This is a genomic window from Carboxylicivirga linearis (genome assembly GCF_018271995.1).
Classification (GTDB): Bacteria; Bacteroidota; Bacteroidia; order Bacteroidales; family Marinilabiliaceae; genus Carboxylicivirga; species Carboxylicivirga linearis.
Genome location: NZ_JAGUCO010000030.1, coordinates 1 through 17,781 on the forward strand (window position 1 = coordinate 1; position 17,781 = coordinate 17,781).

12 protein-coding genes and 1 tRNA gene are annotated in these 17,781 nt (G+C 32.9%); 12 read left to right on the forward strand and 1 reads right to left on the reverse strand.

What is annotated here, in order from left to right:
• Positions 1–9 precede the first annotated feature (9 nt).
• Positions 10–94: transfer RNA gene (locus KEM10_RS21195), tRNA-Ser, on the forward strand.
• Positions 95–564: 470 nt separating this feature from the next.
• Here the strand turns inward: KEM10_RS21195 and KEM10_RS21200 are convergent.
• Positions 565–930, reverse strand: a complete 366-nt coding sequence (locus KEM10_RS21200; RefSeq protein ID WP_212219415.1) for a hypothetical protein — start codon at positions 928–930, stop codon at positions 565–567.
• An 88-nt stretch (positions 931–1,018) separates the two neighbouring features.
• Here KEM10_RS21200 and KEM10_RS21205 point away from each other — a divergent pair, with 88 nt between their 5' ends.
• The 11 genes from KEM10_RS21205 to KEM10_RS21255 all read left to right on the forward strand — a co-directional run bounded on the left by KEM10_RS21205 (position 1,019) and on the right by KEM10_RS21255 (position 17,781).
• A complete protein-coding gene (locus tag KEM10_RS21205; protein WP_212219418.1) occupies positions 1,019–1,702 on the forward strand; it encodes a hypothetical protein in 684 nt (227 codons plus the stop codon).
• A gap of 83 nt (positions 1,703–1,785) precedes the next feature.
• Positions 1,786–2,019, forward strand: coding sequence for a site-specific integrase (locus tag KEM10_RS21210; protein ID WP_212219421.1), 234 nt, complete (start codon positions 1,786–1,788; stop codon positions 2,017–2,019).
• Positions 1,929–2,456 (forward strand): tyrosine-type recombinase/integrase, encoded by a 528-nt coding sequence (locus KEM10_RS21215; protein WP_212219424.1) that lies wholly within the window; start codon positions 1,929–1,931, stop codon positions 2,454–2,456. Before KEM10_RS21210 ends, KEM10_RS21215 begins: the two co-directional genes overlap by 91 nt.
• 111 nt (positions 2,457–2,567) lie before the next feature.
• Complete coding sequence (locus KEM10_RS21220) at positions 2,568–3,878, forward strand: tyrosine-type recombinase/integrase (protein WP_212219427.1); 1,311 nt, start codon at positions 2,568–2,570, stop codon at positions 3,876–3,878.
• Positions 3,879–4,094: 216 nt separating this feature from the next.
• A complete protein-coding gene (locus KEM10_RS21225; protein WP_212219430.1) occupies positions 4,095–4,556 on the forward strand; it encodes a hypothetical protein in 462 nt (153 codons plus the stop codon).
• A 166-nt stretch (positions 4,557–4,722) separates the two neighbouring features.
• Entirely contained in the window at positions 4,723–5,304 is a 582-nt protein-coding gene (locus tag KEM10_RS21230) for a YIP1 family protein (RefSeq protein ID WP_212219433.1), read from the forward strand.
• A gap of 300 nt (positions 5,305–5,604) precedes the next feature.
• On the forward strand, positions 5,605–8,733 hold the full coding sequence (locus KEM10_RS21235) for a hypothetical protein (protein ID WP_212219435.1): 3,129 nt from the start codon (positions 5,605–5,607) through the stop codon (positions 8,731–8,733).
• Between the two features lies 1 nt (position 8,734).
• Positions 8,735–14,575 carry a DEAD/DEAH box helicase gene (locus KEM10_RS21240; RefSeq protein ID WP_212219437.1) on the forward strand — a complete coding sequence of 1,947 codons (5,841 nt, stop codon included), beginning with the start codon at positions 8,735–8,737 and terminating at the stop codon, positions 14,573–14,575.
• A complete protein-coding gene (locus KEM10_RS21245) occupies positions 14,565–15,590 on the forward strand; it encodes a PD-(D/E)XK nuclease family protein (RefSeq protein ID WP_212219440.1) in 1,026 nt (341 codons plus the stop codon). Before KEM10_RS21240 ends, KEM10_RS21245 begins: the two co-directional genes overlap by 11 nt.
• The gene (locus KEM10_RS21250) at positions 15,583–16,650 is read left to right on the forward strand and encodes a DNA cytosine methyltransferase (protein WP_212219443.1); all 1,068 of its coding nucleotides are present in this window, start codon (positions 15,583–15,585) and stop codon (positions 16,648–16,650) included. The genes KEM10_RS21245 and KEM10_RS21250 overlap by 8 nt, the downstream gene beginning before the upstream one ends.
• Positions 16,651–16,830: 180 nt before the next feature.
• Positions 16,831–17,781, forward strand: coding sequence for an enhanced serine sensitivity protein SseB C-terminal domain-containing protein (locus KEM10_RS21255; RefSeq protein WP_212219446.1), 951 nt, complete (start codon positions 16,831–16,833; stop codon positions 17,779–17,781).

The window sequence follows — 17,781 nt, forward strand, 5'->3', positions numbered from 1 at the left end:
TATCGACTTGGAGAGATGGCAGAGTGGTCGAATGCGGCGGTCTTGAAAACCGTTGTACCGCGAGGTACCGGGGGTTCGAATCCCTCTCTCTCCGCAATATAGCTTGATTATCAAGCGATTACAAAATTTACACGCAATTTTACACGCATCACTTTTTTAAGTGATGCTTTTTTTGTATTTAAACTTTACTAAACCCTATCAGCAGAATAGGGTAGATACAAAAACTGGATTTTGCGAGACATAAATCAATCCCCTGTAATTTCCTTCAATTCCAAATATTCTGATAGGTTTGATCATATTTAATATTTGCTTTCTTGAAAATAAATATGTTTTTTTATGATTCGTAATTAAACCTAAGTCTGAATTATACAAAATCTGTTTGAGTGGTAGAATGATTAGTGATGATAGGCATATAAGAGTATAGTCCTTGACTTTAGAAACATCGGCTTACTCGTAAATTGTATTGTGAGTGAGACGGCGAAGCATTTCATAAACCTATCTGAAAGCATTTTAACACCAACCATTAAATACCTGAAGTTGATAACTATAACTGGTATTAGTAAGCTATATCATATAATGCTGCTGCTGGATCACTAATACCTTACCCACTTCTGAAGATTGAGTATAACCATAGTCATAACAGAAATAATATAGATTACCTCCTTTACTTTTCCATGTATGGGTTAGGTGTTTAAAATCCATGCCTAGTTTCTTAAGAAACTCTTTACGTACTGTGGCTTTCCCTTCAGGACAGGCTCTGTGCATGGCACTTCTGTTGGCACGAAGCTGCTTATTAACAGATCGGACATAAGCCTCTATTGAACTGGTCGATTGATTGTGATAAGAACTCTTACATTGTACACAGCAAAACTTTTTATCGCTCCTACCCCTCATCGGTTCATGGCAATATAAACAGGTTCTTTTTTCCATTGTCGTATTATTAGACGTTTAATTACGTAAGTAGACGATTAATAAACTTTTAAATTACAAATTATCCTTATGTTGGTCAACAATAAGGATGAATCAAAAAGCAATCATATATCTGAACCAAAGACGATACAACGATACATCATATTGCGTGCTTTATTTTAAACGTAATGATGCCATACTTGAACGTATAACACAAAATAGCTGGATCAGATGGCATCATGAACTTAATGCTTATACCACCTCCATTCAACCCAATACAATTGGTTTACTAATGGATGTATTTGAAGATCTTGCAGAGATTAATGATTTTTATTTGCATGCCCGCTTGAAAGAAAATACTGATCAAATCTCTATTGGGGACGATTTGTATTTTAAAGGCGTGCTGAAAAAAAAGGAAAAATTAGGGTTCTTAAGCATCATACCTGTGAAAGATACCCGAAAGCTTTTAGCCTTACGTTATAAATATAACAAACGGATTAATCAATGCTTGAAAGACAATCGCTTTACCCAATGGAACGATAACTATAGCACTTATGTAATCGAAGCCAATAAGGAGAGTTTAAACGGATTTATAAAGACGGTTCTGGATACCGTGACTATAAGGATAAACAGCCAATTAGTTGTGAAAGACTACCAGGTAATGCAATTGCTATTTGAACAGGCTTATGTGAAAAACAGATACTTTAAAAGTTGTCCTTTGGAATATATACGTTATATGTCGCTCAAAGGATACAGTTTTAATACCATCAATACCTATTACATTATTTATTAAGGTATTTCAATACTTACCGACAAAACAGCATCTCACAGATTAATGCTTTTAGTTCTAATCAGATTAACGTCTATCACAAGCTGATGATTGGGGATAAGAACTATTCTAATCAAACCATCAATCAGAGTGTCAGTGCCATTAAGTTGTATTATAATGAATATTTAGGTCAATCAATGGTTCTGGAACAGGTGATCAGGCCTAAAGTTGGTAAATTGTTGCCCAAAGTGTGGAGAAAGGAAGAGATTGGTCGCATTTTACAAGCTACCGAGAATTTAAAGCACAAAACCATATTGCTCTTATCTATGGAAGTGGATTGAGAATTGGGGAAGCCTTAAAGCTTAAGATTAACGATATAGACTCGAAACGAATGCGTTTGCGTATACTGGGAGGTAAGGGCAAAAAGGATCGTTATACCATATTAGGCGCACATATCCTAGATTTATTAAGGCAATATTACCGAGCCTATCGACCCAAAGACCTCTTATTTGAAGGGCAATTTGGTGGAGCATATTCCTCAACCAGTGTTAGACACATATTGTACAAAGCAATTGAAAAAAGTGGTGTAACCAAACGTGGTGGTATTCATTCGTTGCGCCATAGTTTTGCCACTCACCTGCTGGAATCGGGAACAGATTTACGTTACATCCAGGAACTTCTTGGCCATAGTTCATCGACCACAACAGAGATATACACCTATGTTAGTAATAAGCAATTACAACAAATAAAAAGTCCATTGGATGCCATTTCTATTTAAAATATACTTAGTTTAGAGGAATGTAAACCAGTGGATAAAGCGGAAATATCCGCAATAGACTTAACGTTACAGAATAGTTAGGCACAATGCTAAAAAACCAGACGAAACGAAATGACTAGAGAAGAAATCGGAGATTATTTAGAAAAACTTTTTGACAAAAAAGATTTTAAAAGGTCAACGAGAGACACTTATAAAAGATGGCTTTTAAAACTCCATGACTTCTACTCAAATAAAAAAATGTCTGAATTAACTTTTGAGGACATTGAAAAATATACAAAGCAATTAATTTCTAGAAAACTAGCTTCTCCAGATTCGTTAAAACAATTAATTTTTGCAGTAAATTTTCTTTACAACACTGAATTAAATAGGAATTTCAAGTTCTACAATGTTAAGATTCCAGAAGCTAAACGAAAGGAGAAAGACTACCTAACTCAAGAAGAAGTTATCAGATTAATTGATTTCATTCCCCATAAAAAACAAAAAGCAATTATTACAACAATTTATGCTTGTTTTCTCGAAAGGAAAGAGGTTTTAAATTTAAAAATCGAAGATGTAGACTCAGCCAATAAACTTATTTATGTGAAAAGCGACAATGCTGACCCAACAAGAGAATGTATTCTTTCAGATAAACATTTAAAAATTCTCCGAGACTATTTTAAATCGGTTAACCCAAAACCAAAAGTATATTTATTTGAGGGGCAAACGCCTGGTAATCCGTATTCTGGGACAAGCTTGCTAAACGCTTTAAAAAAGAATGTAAAAGATTGTGGAATTAATAAACAAATTACACCGACCACACTCCGTAAATCCGCAATAAAACATATGATTGAGCTCGGTGTACCATTGCTCACACTTCTAAAAGAACTAAATCTAAATGACTACAAAACTTATGAGATTTATAACGAGTTTTGCTATGAAAACTATAAAATTAACTTTTCGCCTTTAGACAAAATTGTAGTAAAACCGAAATTGCATGAGTTTGACTTATTGGATATTGAGGAATTAGTTTTAGACATAAAAAATGAGGAACTAAAAGATTACTTAAAAGAAGCTGTTTCGTGTTTGCGAGTTGGAGCATTGAGAGCTGGTGTAATTTTTATTTGGACTGCAGGAATAAGATTAATACAACAACGAATTATCAAGAATTATCCTTTAAAACAAATTAATGAAGAATTGAAAGTCATTTACCCTAAAGCAAAAGAGATAAAAACAATCAATGACTTTTCGTTTGTAAAAGATGACTTTACAATTCAATTGAGTAATAGGCTTGATATGTATGATAAATTCCAAAAAAATGAATTAATCAATTCTTGTCTTGGGTTAAGAAACAAATGTGGGCATCCATCAGAATATAATCCGCACCCCAATAAGGTAAAGGCATTTATAGAGGATATGATAACACTAGTATTTAATGAAAAATAATAAAGCACAGTGCCTAACAAATTGTAAATTGCATTGCGGGGTTGGTGGTGTGCCGTTCGCTGGATTCTCGCAACATCGTTCCGTCCTGCCGGACAGGAACGAGCTCCGAAATCCGCAACGACAACTTACAAGTGACCGTTGGGCAGTATTAAAAACAATATAATCCGAATTGTGAAAACACTCTTTATAACATTTTTACTAATCATTTTCAATATTGTGGACGCTTACTCACAAGACACAATACGAATTAGTACAGAACTTATTAAGGAAACAGCGATTTATGGTGGATATTCCTTTAACACAGGAGACACAGCAAATAAAAAATCGCACATTATTGAAATTGGAATATGGAAATCAAAATATGTGACTCATATTGAACCTGCTAATTTCAATTACTATATCGGGACTGAATTCCTAATTCACGACTCCCAATTAGCAATTGGACCTAAAATAGGTAGTTATGTTGGACTTTGGATGTTTTGCCTGGGAACTGATTTAATTTATTACACAGACTTTAATGAAAGTGCATTAAGACTTGTGCCCTACGTTGGATTTGGTGGGCATTCATTTAAACTGACATTTAATTTTTATGCCAACTTGACCAATAAAGAATTTATATACACGAATCCTTTAAGCATAAATCTAGCTATACAATTGAAGTCACTAAAAAGAAAATAATAACACTGCCCAACACGCCGCCATAGCGCATAGCAGGGTTCAGCTCGTTTTGGGCGTGCAGATTCCCGCTTCGATAGTCTCGTCCTCTCGGACGGACAATCTCAACGCAGAATCTGCTACAGCGCCATGCGGCCAACCGTTGGCTGCAAGCAAAACCCAATACGTAATGAATAAAGTTATTCAAATACTATATAAACCGACTCATGTTTTTAGACAATTAGACGAAATGTTTGAGGAAGACTTAGATACCGACAGCAATTTGATTGCTTCAGTTTTTGGTTGTTTAGTCGGACTATATTCTGTTGTTTATGAATTTGAAAACCTCAATGAAATTTTAAGCGGTTGGTGGCTAATTGTTGCTTGCTTAATTGGGATTTTAGTTTCATCAGGACTGTGTGTTCTAATGTATAATTACATATTGACTTACATACTATTCGGATTTGGAAAACTACTTGGTAGTAAAGGTGTCTTATCTGATACAAAAACTGCAATTGTATATTCCATTATTCCAATAACTTTTGCTGTTTTTATATCATTAATTCTGAAACTAATACCTGAAACATTTTTAGATATTAAAAGCCAATATTGGATTCTGAGAATCACTTCAAATTTAATCTGGATTTGGACAATGACAATTTTAGCAATAGGATTTAAGAATTTGAATAAATATGGAATATTTAAAGCTGTAATTAATGTATTGCCATTACCGATAATTGGACTGATTATTCTAGCGATAAGATATTTATAAAACAATAAGAAATGCCAGCAGCCAACAAACCGCAATAAAGCATATGGAGCCCGACTCATTTAGTGAGGTTTGTGACTACGGCAACCAGCGCCAAATCGTTGATTTGGCTTTAAAAATGAAAAGATAAAAACAAATACAACGCTTTGACTCCGCTCAATTTGGAAAGTTAGTAAGGTTAAATCTCCATACGCTTCATGCGGCAGCCGTTAGCTGCAAGTGAAAAGAACGAAACTGCAACATTGAAACCTGATTATAAAATTTGAAAAAACGGATAGAAAATATTAGCTCATTGATTGAAGGTTGGAGCAAGAAAAAATTAGTTTTTGCCCGCCCGCTTCTGCCCTTCGGGACAGTTGGGGAAGCCAACGCACATTGCACACATTTGCAAATCGCACAAGCCGCCCCACAGACCAAAATTTGCAAAAGAGTGCAATTTTTCCTCCCCTCAGAAAACAAGTACATTTAAGAATGAATTATTTACAGTGGAATACAGCTATTACTAATCATTTCTTTAATGAAGAAAATGAGGAAAATGAAGTTACATTATATTTCAGTGAGAGAATTATTTTAGAAATAGGTGCTGCGAATTTTGAGGAACCTGAAGATGGCTACCTAAAAGACTTTTTTACAGCTCTAAGGATAGGCGTTAATGGAATTAATAATAATGACTATATCCAGAGAATTATAGATTTAGAAGACCGATTCCTCTCAGGCACAATCGCTATTGCTGGAGTTCCATTTAAATACCCCCCTTATTTAACTTATTTATTAGCTTTTATTCTGCCTTTTACTTCTGGTGAGGTAGATGATAGTTTTAGCATGAGTAATTTTCATGGTGTTGCTAAAAAGTATTTTGAGGATAAGCATCTAACAATAAACTATGATAGATATATACGCTTAAATCTTTGGAGAGTGGACTATCTATGGACTAAATTAAGCGACTGGTTAGTAGAAAAAAATGAGTTTAACTTAGGATACATAGAAGAAATAAATGACCCTAGCCAAAATAGAAAATATGTAAGTAAATATGAGTATCATATACTATTTCGCAAAGAACAAGAAGAACGTTTATCAAAAGTTTTTGAGAAGGAAAACATACTTCCAGATGATGCAATAAGTGAAGAACAGATTAAAAATTTACTTCTTGAAAATAGCTCATACCTTAAGATTACAAAAAAAACGAAAGATAAAATCGATACTAACGATTATATCGGAGATAAAATTATTAAAAGAGCCCACAGATTTTATAAAAAATGGACTGGTGCAACTCATATAGTTGATGGAGTAAGAGGTTATGCAAGAAAAAAACTTATTCTGTGCTTAGATTTTAATACTTTGAGTCAAAAAATAAAACTAAAGTATCTTCGGGTATATACAAAAGATGCCTTACCTGTAAATTCCAATGTTAATAAGCCTAATGGTGAATTAATTAATAATCTTACTCAAGAGATAGAAATATATTCAAACCCTATATTAGATTGTTTTACTGATTTAAATAGTAATGTTGAACTAAGAGATGAATCTAACAGAATTAAATATAGTTGGAAGACAAAGGAGTTTTATATTTTTAAAAAAATATCTCACTTAGACTGGGTTGAAATACCTAAAGTTGAATTTAATGCAGGGAAAAGCTTAATTATCTGCAAAAAGGAATTCTATAAACGAGAATTAGATGGTTGGTTCAATAGCTTTCTTGGTGCAAAAAAACTACTAGATAATAATGAAATAACTAATTTAGACAATCAATGGCTGGCTCTTTGGATTGATGAAATAACAAAGTCCCCTCACCCTGCAATTTTGGAACTACAGATACAACAGGAGGATAAACCCAAGATAAACTTCAACAAAGAATTGTATTTCGGAGGCTCGTTTTTCAAGGATAAACTTCCATATGTTTGGATTGAAAATACAGAAAATAAAAATCCTATTTATGCAATATTTGAAGATGAAGAAATAAAACTAAATCAGAAGTTTGAAACTGAAATTGATGAAAATGGTAAAGTAGTCGGATATCCTATTAACTTATACAATTTTACTGATTATCATCTAAAAAAAATAAACCTACCATTTAAATTAAAATGTGGAGAAATTGAATCTCAAAGATTCTTAACCATAACAGACTTCAAAAAAGTTGAGAATACAATTATAGATTCCATACTACCCAAGCGTAACTCTATCGGACAAATAACGAACAATAGCATTGACTATAGTAAAGGTATTGAACACTTTTTTTCAAATGATAAAATTAACTCAATAAAAATCTTTCAAAATATACTGGACAACCAATATTCTGGTTTTAAAAACAAAACATCCACTTCATATGCTTCTGTAGGAGAACACTATAATCCGCAACATGTAGGAAATATTTTAATTAATTATATTTCTGCAAAGGGGCGTTTGACAAAAGTTGATTTTGAGCTAATTATCGCAAATTTATTAGTTGCAACAAAAGAGAAAGGTGAAATAAAAAGAATAGCGGATAAGGTTAGATTTCAACTTCAGGATACTGGGTTTATTGATTACAATATGAACACTAGTTCATTAATTGTAAACAAACCTCACTTAATCATTAAACCAACAAAAAAAGGAACAACAACTATATTAACCGGTGCTAGGGATAATAATTTCATTAAAGAAATAATAGATTATGCAAATTCCAATTCAATAACAATTGATGCCAAAAGTGAATTTGGAGAGTTATTCCCTCAAGTTATATTTTTAGAATTTCTTGGAAACTCAAACAATTCAATAATTGATTTTACGAATAGATTCAATTTGATTTATAAAAAGTCTGGTTTATATATGCAGTTTGCTTTATCTTATCATTTCTCTGATATTTCAAAATGGAAAGATTACATAAGTCCAGTTGAAAATTTTTTAGACGATTTTGAGGGAGGATATATTTTTAATATCGACAAACTACATTACGCCCCAAAGCCAAATAATTTTAATAAGCATTTATCATTGGTCAAGTTTACCGGAATTTCCGGTTATAAAACAATACATCGTTTATGGTATGAGGGTAATGCCTATGATATATCCAATCAACAATTTGGCATTTTTCTATATTTATACCTTTACAGGTTAGAAAAAGAAAAGGCATACAAGAGTAAAATTAACGATGAAGGTTGGGTAAATTGCGGACAGGAATTGGAAGAAAAAGAACATGCTGAAAAATGTTCAAATATTCTTGTTTATGATGAAAATCATGAATTCTTAGCTGTCCCTTTGTACTGCCGACTTCCTAGGTTTTTTTCCCAAAGCATCTCCCTTTTATCAGGAAGTAGTGCGGAAATCAAATACTTAAACCTTGAAAAAGTGAAGTATCAAGGAAAGTATTTAGTATATAAAAATGTTCCTAGCTTATTTGTAAAGAATGTGTTTGTGAATCTAAAACAGAAGTTAAATTACACAGAAATAAATATCTGAAATGAAAAACCCTATTCAAGTTTTTGATAAAATAAAAGATAGCTTTATTCTATATGTTAAAACAGCGTTTAGCACACGTTACCCCGTTTTTGAACAAGAAAGAGAAACGTTACTTAATCAAGATAAAATTTTTGCACGTTCACCTTGGGTAGAACCATTGCCTATTTACAAAGCTTCGGATTACAAAATAAGTGAAATCGGTTCAATTGCAAACTTGAATGATGTAGAGCTAAAGGTATTTAAAGACATTGCAAGCAAAGGATTAGTTGGTGATTTCAAAATCTATCAACATCAATATGAAATGCTTACAAAAGCAATGGAAGGAAATCATTGTGTAATTACTTCTGGAACAGGTTCTGGAAAAACAGAATCGTTTTTACTTCCTCTTTTTGCTTATTTGAGTAAAGAGTTAAATAAGTGGCGAACCAATTCCAATACAGTAAATAATACAAAATGGTGGAATGAAAGAGGTTGGGGGCCAGTAAGAATTGTAGGAAATGGTAATACGACATTGTCAGAAGAAACAAAGCAGAGGCCTAATCCTCAAAGACCTGCAGCAATCAGGGCAATGTTAATTTACCCAATGAATGCGCTAGTTGAAGATCAACTGTCAAGATTAAGAAAAGCTTTAGATTCCGATGAATTAAGAAATTTATTGATTTCTGATTATAATGATAATCGAATTTATTTCGGGAGGTATAACTCTACTTCACCAGTACCAGGCAATGCTTATAAAGTTGATGAAAATGGAGACATTGTTCCAAACAAATACAAAATTCAACAGCTAAAAAAAGAGTTAAATCTAATTGAAGGTAACATTAATCAATTGGATGATTATATAGCTCAAAATCCTGATAATTTAAGCGAATCTGAAATTATTGACCTTAAAGCAAATTTTCAACAATTGGATGGTGCTGAAATGCGCACAAGATTTGATATGCAACAATCACCACCAGATATAATGATTTCAAATTTTAGTATGCTTAGCATAATGCTAATGCGTGAATGCGAGGAATCAGTCTTTGAGAAAACAAAAGCTTGGTTAGAATGTAATACAGAATTTGATATTGAGCTAACTGAAGAAGAAAAAAATAGAGAAAAAAAGGAGCGCATTTTTCATATAATTATCGATGAATTACATTTATATCGAGGTGGTTCGGGTTCTGAGATAGCATATTTAGTTAGGTTATTACTGCAAAGGTTAGGCTTAACCCCTGATAGCAACCAGCTAAGAATCTTAGCTTCAAGTGCATCATTGGAAGGTGAAGAAGGGAAAGCATTTTTAAAGAGTTTTTTTGGAACAGAAGAAAAAGAAATACAAATAATTCAAGGGGTTGAAGAAAATCCTGGAAGCTTAGAAACAATAGTTCCTTTAGAAAAGTATGTATCGGACTTTGCCTTAGTTGGCAAGAATGCTGAAATATTAGACGAAAAGTTACCCAATACCATTGAGGATATAAATGAGATTGATTCTGAAATTAAAAAACTTACTTCTGCATTAGAAGTAGAACTTTTTAGAATACTTGTTAATCAAAACAGAAATGGTTCTTATTGTAATTCAGAAATAAAAGAAGCTCTATACTCAGCTTTTACAATTAATGATAGAGTTCGTGCTGTTCCTGCATTTAAAAATGGTTCAGAAGACGATACTCATGGAGCAAAATTTATTTCAGAAGTATTATTTGGAGATAAGGAGAAAGAGAATAAGTATGCCATTAAAGGCTTCTTTTTCTTACTGGGCTTATTGGATAAGTATAAGATAAATCATGAATATCCAAGATTAAGATTTCATTTATTTTATCGAAATATAGCTGGCATGTGGGGCGAGCTAATTTCTGATAATGATTCTAAAATAAAAGGTGTGCCGATTGGACAGATGCTTACTTCACCCAAAATTTCCCATAATAATCATAGGACATTAGAACTATTATATTGTGAAAATTGCGGAACACTAGCATTGGGAGGGAGTCGTGTAAAATATAAAGATGAAGAAGAGAACTCATTTACAGAATTGTTGCCAGTTAGTCCAGACATTGAAGGAGTTCCTGAAACCTCCCCAGCAACAATTGTAGAAAAAAGAAAATATAATGATTTTAGTGTGTTTATTCCAGGCAACTATGAAAATATTGACCCCGAACACCCTATTCCAAATTCGGGAGGACTAAGATATAGATGGCATCCGGCTTGGCTTAACATTTTTTCTGGGCGAATTCTTACTTCAAATCCCAACAATGAAGATAGTTATATAAAGGGTAAATGGTTGAGAGTTAAAGATGGAGATAATGATATAGCGGATATTGAGAGTAATATTTCAAAAACAATTAGTTCTTTACCTCCTGTTTGTCCACATTGTGAATCTGATTATTCACATCCGATGAAAAAGAAACAGTCGCCTCTTAGAGGTTTTAGAACAGGTTTCGGTAAAGTAAATCAAATATTATCCAAAGAACTTTTTGAGAGTTTACCAGCTGGTGAAGCTACGAAAAAGCTTGTTGCATTTTCAGATAGTAGAGAAGATGCAGCTAAACTAGCTAAGAGTATTCAAGAAGAACACTATTTATCCCTTTTAAAAGAAGTTGTCGTCTTTAACTTGACAAATGATTTGCATTATGAAAACAGTATCATAAAAGCGCTAGAAAATGATGACAAAGAACAAAAGTCAGTACTGAAAAGCCAAAATGAATCAAGATATCTTGAGATAGGTCAATTATGGCAAAAAGCAAATGGTGAGTTTGCAACCTCAATTGATAAGAATAGGTATAGTGCTATAAAAGAAAACATTAAATCTGTAACTGATTTTGTAAGTATTGTGATTGAAAACTTATTAAAGTTCGGAATAAATCCTGCAGGTTCTTATAAATCAGTTGAGAATTTCAAATCAGGTAATGATTATAAACCTTGGCAATATTTCTATAATTTTAATCAGTTTCAGCTTGATGAAACAAAAGACGGATTTGAGAATGCTCAAAGGTTTACTCAGGAAAAAATTGAAAGTAATATATCAAGTTTTATTTTCGGTCGTCTCTATTTTAGCTTTGAAGCCTCCGGTTTAGGTTTTGCAACAGTCTTTAATAATGAATACCTCGAACAAAATGCAAATAGGATTGGCTTACCAATAGAAACCTTATTGGAGCTCTGCAACTCTTTTATCAGAATTTGGGGTGATAATTACAAACACAATAGAACTGACTTTCAGGTAAATCCATATGACTCCTATAGTAACTTGCCTCAAAATAGGAAAGAAAGAAGGTATGTTAGAAAAGTTGCTCTCCAGTTTAACAAAGATGAAGAAACTCTAGGTGATATTATTTTTCAAATATTGCAGCATAATGGCCATAGAGGTATTATCGAAATTCAAAACCTAAATATTAAAGTTGCAAACGATGAAACTGCTTATTATAAATGTGACAATTGTGGTACGGTTCATTTACATAAATCAGCAGGTTATTGTGTGTTTTGTTTAAGCCCATTAAATACGGTTGTCGCGGGTGTTGCAAAAGAATTGTGGAGTACAAATTACCTTACTGCAAATCTAAACAAAACGTACAGCCCATTCAGGCTACATACTGAAGAACTGACAGGTCAGACTGATGACCAATTACTTAGACAAAGGCAATTTAAAAATATTTTTCTTAATCCAGAGGAAAAATTAACTCAACAGATTGATTTGTTAAGTGTCACAACTACTTTAGAAGTTGGTGTTGATATTGGAGCCTTACAAGCTATTTTATTAGCGAATATGCCCCCGCAAAGGTTTAACTATCAACAGAGAGTTGGTAGAACCGGTAGGCGTGGTCAATTGTTTTCTTACTCTTTGACATTTGCTAGAGGTCGGAGTCATGATGAATATTATTTTGAAAATCCAATAAGTATTACAGGGGACAAACCTCCTCAGCCATTCTTAAGCTTAGACCAAGCGCGTATTTTCAAAAGAATGTTTGCAAAAGCAATATTAAGGTTCTGTTTCAAATTGTTAAACAGGAATGACGGCTCTGTTCATGGTGAATTTGGTACAGTTTCATCATTTAATGAACAGGAGCTTAGAACCATTATAGAAAATAATTCAGTTTCTATTCAAAATATTTTTAATGCTTTAAATGCAGGCATTTATTCAAATGGTATTTTGAGAAAATTTCAATTTGATGAATTTTCAACATGGATTAATGAATTACCCACTGAAATAGCAAGTCTTATCCAATCACAAAGAGCAACAAATGATGCTGATTTATCTGAATTACTTGCAGAAGCTGGCATTTTACCAATGGCTGGTATGCCTACAAGAATTAGAAACTTAATACATGGTTTCAAGCCAATAAAAGGTGATAACAATTCAAATGAAGGTTATGAGGCTTTATCAGTTGATAGAGACCTTAGTATGGCAATTTATGAATTTGCCCCTGGTGCTCAAAAAACAAAAGATAAAGGCGTAGTTCAAGCTATTGGTTTCACTCCAAACATTAAAGGAATAGAAAAGGTTCAACGACGTGGGCAGGAAACTACATTTAGAGCCCAAGTGATGCATGACGATGCATTTAGCGATAGAAATTGGCTTATTCAAGACAATCTCACAAAAGTTATTAAGTCAGAGGCTTATAATGATAGCACCAAAGAAGCTGATGAAGAAAGGTTGATTCGTGAAAACCCTGATTGTTCAGTGTATGTTGGTGCAAGTCCATCTGCTTTTAGAACTGATTATAAGTTTCCAAAGGATTCTAATGAAGAATTTGAAATTGTTATATCCAAACCTCTGACATTTGCTGAAACGACAAATGAACCTTCTATAAGGGTAGATGGTAATTTGAAAATTTGCTATGCACAACAGGAGTTGACTTGGAAAATAAACAATAATGGAGGAAATCAGTTTGTTGGCCAATATGTAAATCAAACCAAGCATTTTACAACATTTGAAAACCAATGGATTACTTCTAACTTTATTAATCCCCAGTTGGGAGATATTCAACGTTTAGGTTCAGAGGAAACATTATCATTAGCTTCTTGTAAAGTAACTGAAGTATTTAGGATTGAACCTAAGCAACTGCATTTAAGCTTAGATATCAATCCTTTTGAAACATCCGATTTATTCAAAGCTTCTTCTTCAAAAGGTGCTTTTTATTCTGCGGCATTCTTACTTCAACGAACTTTAGCTGATGATTTGGATATTGACCCTGAAGAAATAGAAATAGCTGCAATTGATAGCATTGATTTACCTGAAGTCAATGGAATTACAGGTCGCAAATCTGCAAGTATTGTTCTTGTAGATGAGCTTCCCAATGGTTCTGGTTTTATAGAACAATTATATTCAAATTTTGACAAGTATGCTAAGAAATGTATTAATCCAGATAAGCTTGATAATTATAATTATTCAATAATTACAAATCAAGAATGTATGGACTCAAGCTATACGGACTTGAAAAATTACCGGAACATGAATTTCCATCCATTATTGGACTGGAGGCTTGGCGTAGGATTAATAAGAGTATTATGTAATGAAAATTATCAATCAGGTTTGACAGATGACGATTATGACTTTCCGGAGTTAAAAAACTGGTTGAGTTTCGCAAAAGCATTAGGTGAAAACATGGAAAAAGACTTTGATAATATTGAGGCTAAAACCTTTGGAAAACTACACGGGTTTTGTATTTCTGATATATACAATGTTATTATTGTACATCCATTTTGGAATTACACTACTCACCAGCCTAATGAAGAATCCAATGTCTTAACAAGTGCAATGGAAATTGCTGGCTTAGAAAACCTATTCTTTATTGATACATTTAATCTGCACAGAAGACCAGGTTGGTGCTATGGTGAACTTGTAAAACAGATTGTTAGTGCACAATAAGATTGAATACATATCGCCAAGTTCATTTTATTATTGGGAAAAATGCCCACTTAAAGGCTTGTATTCAAAGACCTACAAGAATAAAGAGCTGTTTCCTAAACATCCTGATGCAGATATTGGCACTTTAATCCATAATTTCTATGAAAAGCATAGTGAATGGAATATAAATTCAACAGAACTATTTAATGCAAAATGGGAACAAGAGATTAATTGTATTAACGAAAATTACAAGCGTAGTTTATTACAAAATCTTTACTATCCAGTACAATGGCACTCAAAATTCTATGCTGTCAAAAAGCAACAGCTGTGCTCTAATATTCTGAAATCAGTGTCAAGTAATAATTATTCAAGTAATAGAAATAATGTTGTTTATGAAGAGTGGATTAGCAATGATTATATTGGTGGTTATGTTGATTTAATTGTTAAAGATGGTGATATAATTAAGCAAATTGTAGATTTTAAAACAGGAAGCATTTTTGAAATAGTCAATAATCGTAAAACAATTAAAGAAGTATATCAGCAACAACTAGCCTTATATTGTGCAGTTATTTTAGAAAGGCAGTCAACGATGCCAGAATTGTATTTAAAAACATTGAATGGTTATAAGCATCAAATAAACATACATATTGATGCTGTTAAAGAAATAGCCATACGTGCTTTAAATTTGAAAGAAAAAATTAATAAAGCTGTTGAAAATGATGATATCAATTCTTTAGCGCACTGTAATGTTGAGAACTGTGTTAACTGCAATTATCGAATGTTTTGTAAAAATTATAAATACATATTCCTAAACGAAAGATGTGGAAAAAGAATTGACTTAAATGGAGAAGTTCGTCAGATAGGGAGCAATGAGATTCTATTTGAAGCAGGTGGCAATTTATTTATTATTAAAAACATTAAAGAGTTAAAAGGTTTGTCAGAAGGAGTGGAACTTTCTATTTACGGCCTATTCTATCCAGTGGAATCTGAACTAATTCTTTATATCATGAACAATACAATAGTTTACAATGAGTAAAACAAAAATATTATCTTTTTTTAGTGGTGGCGGATTCTTAGATATGGGTTTTGAGATGGCTGGTTTTAATATAGTATTCTCAAATGAATTAGACCCTGATTTTGCTCAGTTTTATCATGAAGGTATGAGCAATTGGTCAGGTAAAAGCAAAACTATCACTGAAGTTGGTAGTATTGATGACATTAACACTAGCAAGATTAAATTACCACAAAAAGAGTTATTTGGTATAATTGGAGGTCCTCCTTGCCAAGATTTTTCCATCAGAGGTTCAAAAAATGGATTTGAGGGGCTTAGAGGTACATTAACTTATCATTTTTATGAGAAAATTATGGATTTACATCCTGACTTTTTTTTAATGGAGAATGTACCTGGTCTCGTTTTATTAAAGAAAACAAAAAAATCATTTGAAGCAATACTAGATTTATTCAAGGAAGAGTATTTAATAAGTACAAACAGATTGAATTCTCTACATTATGGTGTACCTCAGAGTAGAGAGCGTCTTTTTGTATTTGGTGTAAGAAAAAGTTTATTAAAAAAGTCATTAGTAGATAAAGGTGACAATTGGTTTTGTTGGCCAACTCCTTTGTATCCTGACGCAGAAAAGACATTCAAATGGGGAGAGCCTTCAAGTCGTATGCTGATTAATGGAGATTTGCCTTCTCCCCCCAATTCATTATGTGTTGAACAATATTTAGTTCCAAAATCAGAAGAAGACACCTTACCTAATTCAAAAGAATTGTTTAAATTAAAAAAGCCAGAAAAAATTCGGAGAATTGAAGAAGGTGATACTTATCGTCCTTCATTTAAAAAACTACATAGAGCTAAGTATAGCCCAACTGTCTGTTATGGTAATAACGAGGTTCATTTACACCCTACTGATAACAGGCGATTGTCTGTAAGGGAAGCATTAAGATTGCAAGGTGTTCCTGATAATTATATATTAACAACACCGAATAAATTAAGTAAAAAGTTCAAAATGATTGGAAATGGTGTGCCTGTACCTCTAGCTAAGATTATTGCAAAATCAATAAAAGAATTCATTTATGAAAATATCAAATAGCCAACCCACACAGCCAAGCACAATTGCAATTCGCACGAGCCAATTCTTGACCAAAAATTGCAATAGAGCTTGTCTGTTTGCCACCGCTTTTTTGCCGACCCTAAAAACTAATTTTTTCGGGAACAGTAGTGCTTTAATTGGGCTGATTAATGACTATAAAAGACTGATAATTAACTGATAATGAATGAACGCCAGCAGCTAACACGGTATATAAAACATTTGGCGGAAAGTGCTAATTTTAAGGTCGGTACATTTAATATACATCGCAACGGTTTGATAGGAAATCGCCTTGAAATGCCAAACGTTTCATATACCCATCCGTTACCCACAATTACCCCAGAGACAACAATGAGATTATTTGATAGATTAAAAAAGAAAAAAACTGATACTACGTTTCCAGAAAACGAACTTGAGAAGTTATTAATACGAGCAGCTTCAGATGCATCAGCACGTAATGATTTTTATACAAAACTTCTTTGGAGTGAATTGATTGTAATTACAAATGGACAAGAAGATATTTCAAAAGGAGCAAAAGTGCTCGAAAAAGATACAACAGTTCAGTTCGTAACCTTTGAAAATGGACACATTCCATTGTTCACATCGACCAACAGGATATTTGATAAAGGTGTTGTTAAAGAACAAGTTCCATTCATGGTGATTAAAGGACAAGATTTGTTTGATTTTACACGTGGTGCGACATTTATTCTTAACCCATACTCTGACTATGGTAAAGAATTGATTCCGCAGGAGATTGAAAGTTTGCTTAATGGTTCGATTTACAAGCAAAACGACGAAATGACAATTCAATCTAATACAGAAGTGCATATTGGACAACCTGCAAATTATCCTGATAAATTAGTTAATGAATTGAAATTGTTATTTAAAAATAGACCTTTTATTAAAGCGGCTTACCTTGCAGCAATCAAGATGGATAATAACGAGAAGCTTCCACATTTAGTTATTGCAATTGATTTGGAAGGAGAATTGAGAGATATTTCAAAAGAAGCTGGACCTTTAGTAGAGAAATTTCTTGATAAAAACGAGATTGTTGATTTTATGCAGATTGATAACAAAGGAGGTATCTCTGATTATTTTATCAGTCAGACAAAACCATTTTATGAAAGACAATAA

Bases quoted from the DNA above. Each gene is read 5' to 3' on its own strand.
- KEM10_RS21200 (WP_212219415.1), bottom strand. From the start codon at position 930: ATGGAAAAAAGAACCTGTTTATATTGCCATGAACCGATGAGGGGTAGG.
- KEM10_RS21205 (WP_212219418.1), top strand. From the start codon at position 1,019: ATGAATCAAAAAGCAATCATATATCTGAACCAAAGACGATACAACGAT.
- KEM10_RS21210 (WP_212219421.1), top strand. From the start codon at position 1,786: ATGATTGGGGATAAGAACTATTCTAATCAAACCATCAATCAGAGTGTC.
- KEM10_RS21220 (WP_212219427.1), top strand. From the start codon at position 2,568: ATGACTAGAGAAGAAATCGGAGATTATTTAGAAAAACTTTTTGACAAA.
- KEM10_RS21230 (WP_212219433.1), top strand. From the start codon at position 4,723: ATGAATAAAGTTATTCAAATACTATATAAACCGACTCATGTTTTTAGA.
- KEM10_RS21240 (WP_212219437.1), top strand. From the start codon at position 8,735: ATGAAAAACCCTATTCAAGTTTTTGATAAAATAAAAGATAGCTTTATT.
- KEM10_RS21250 (WP_212219443.1), top strand. From the start codon at position 15,583: ATGAGTAAAACAAAAATATTATCTTTTTTTAGTGGTGGCGGATTCTTA.
- KEM10_RS21255 (WP_212219446.1), top strand. From the start codon at position 16,831: ATGAATGAACGCCAGCAGCTAACACGGTATATAAAACATTTGGCGGAA.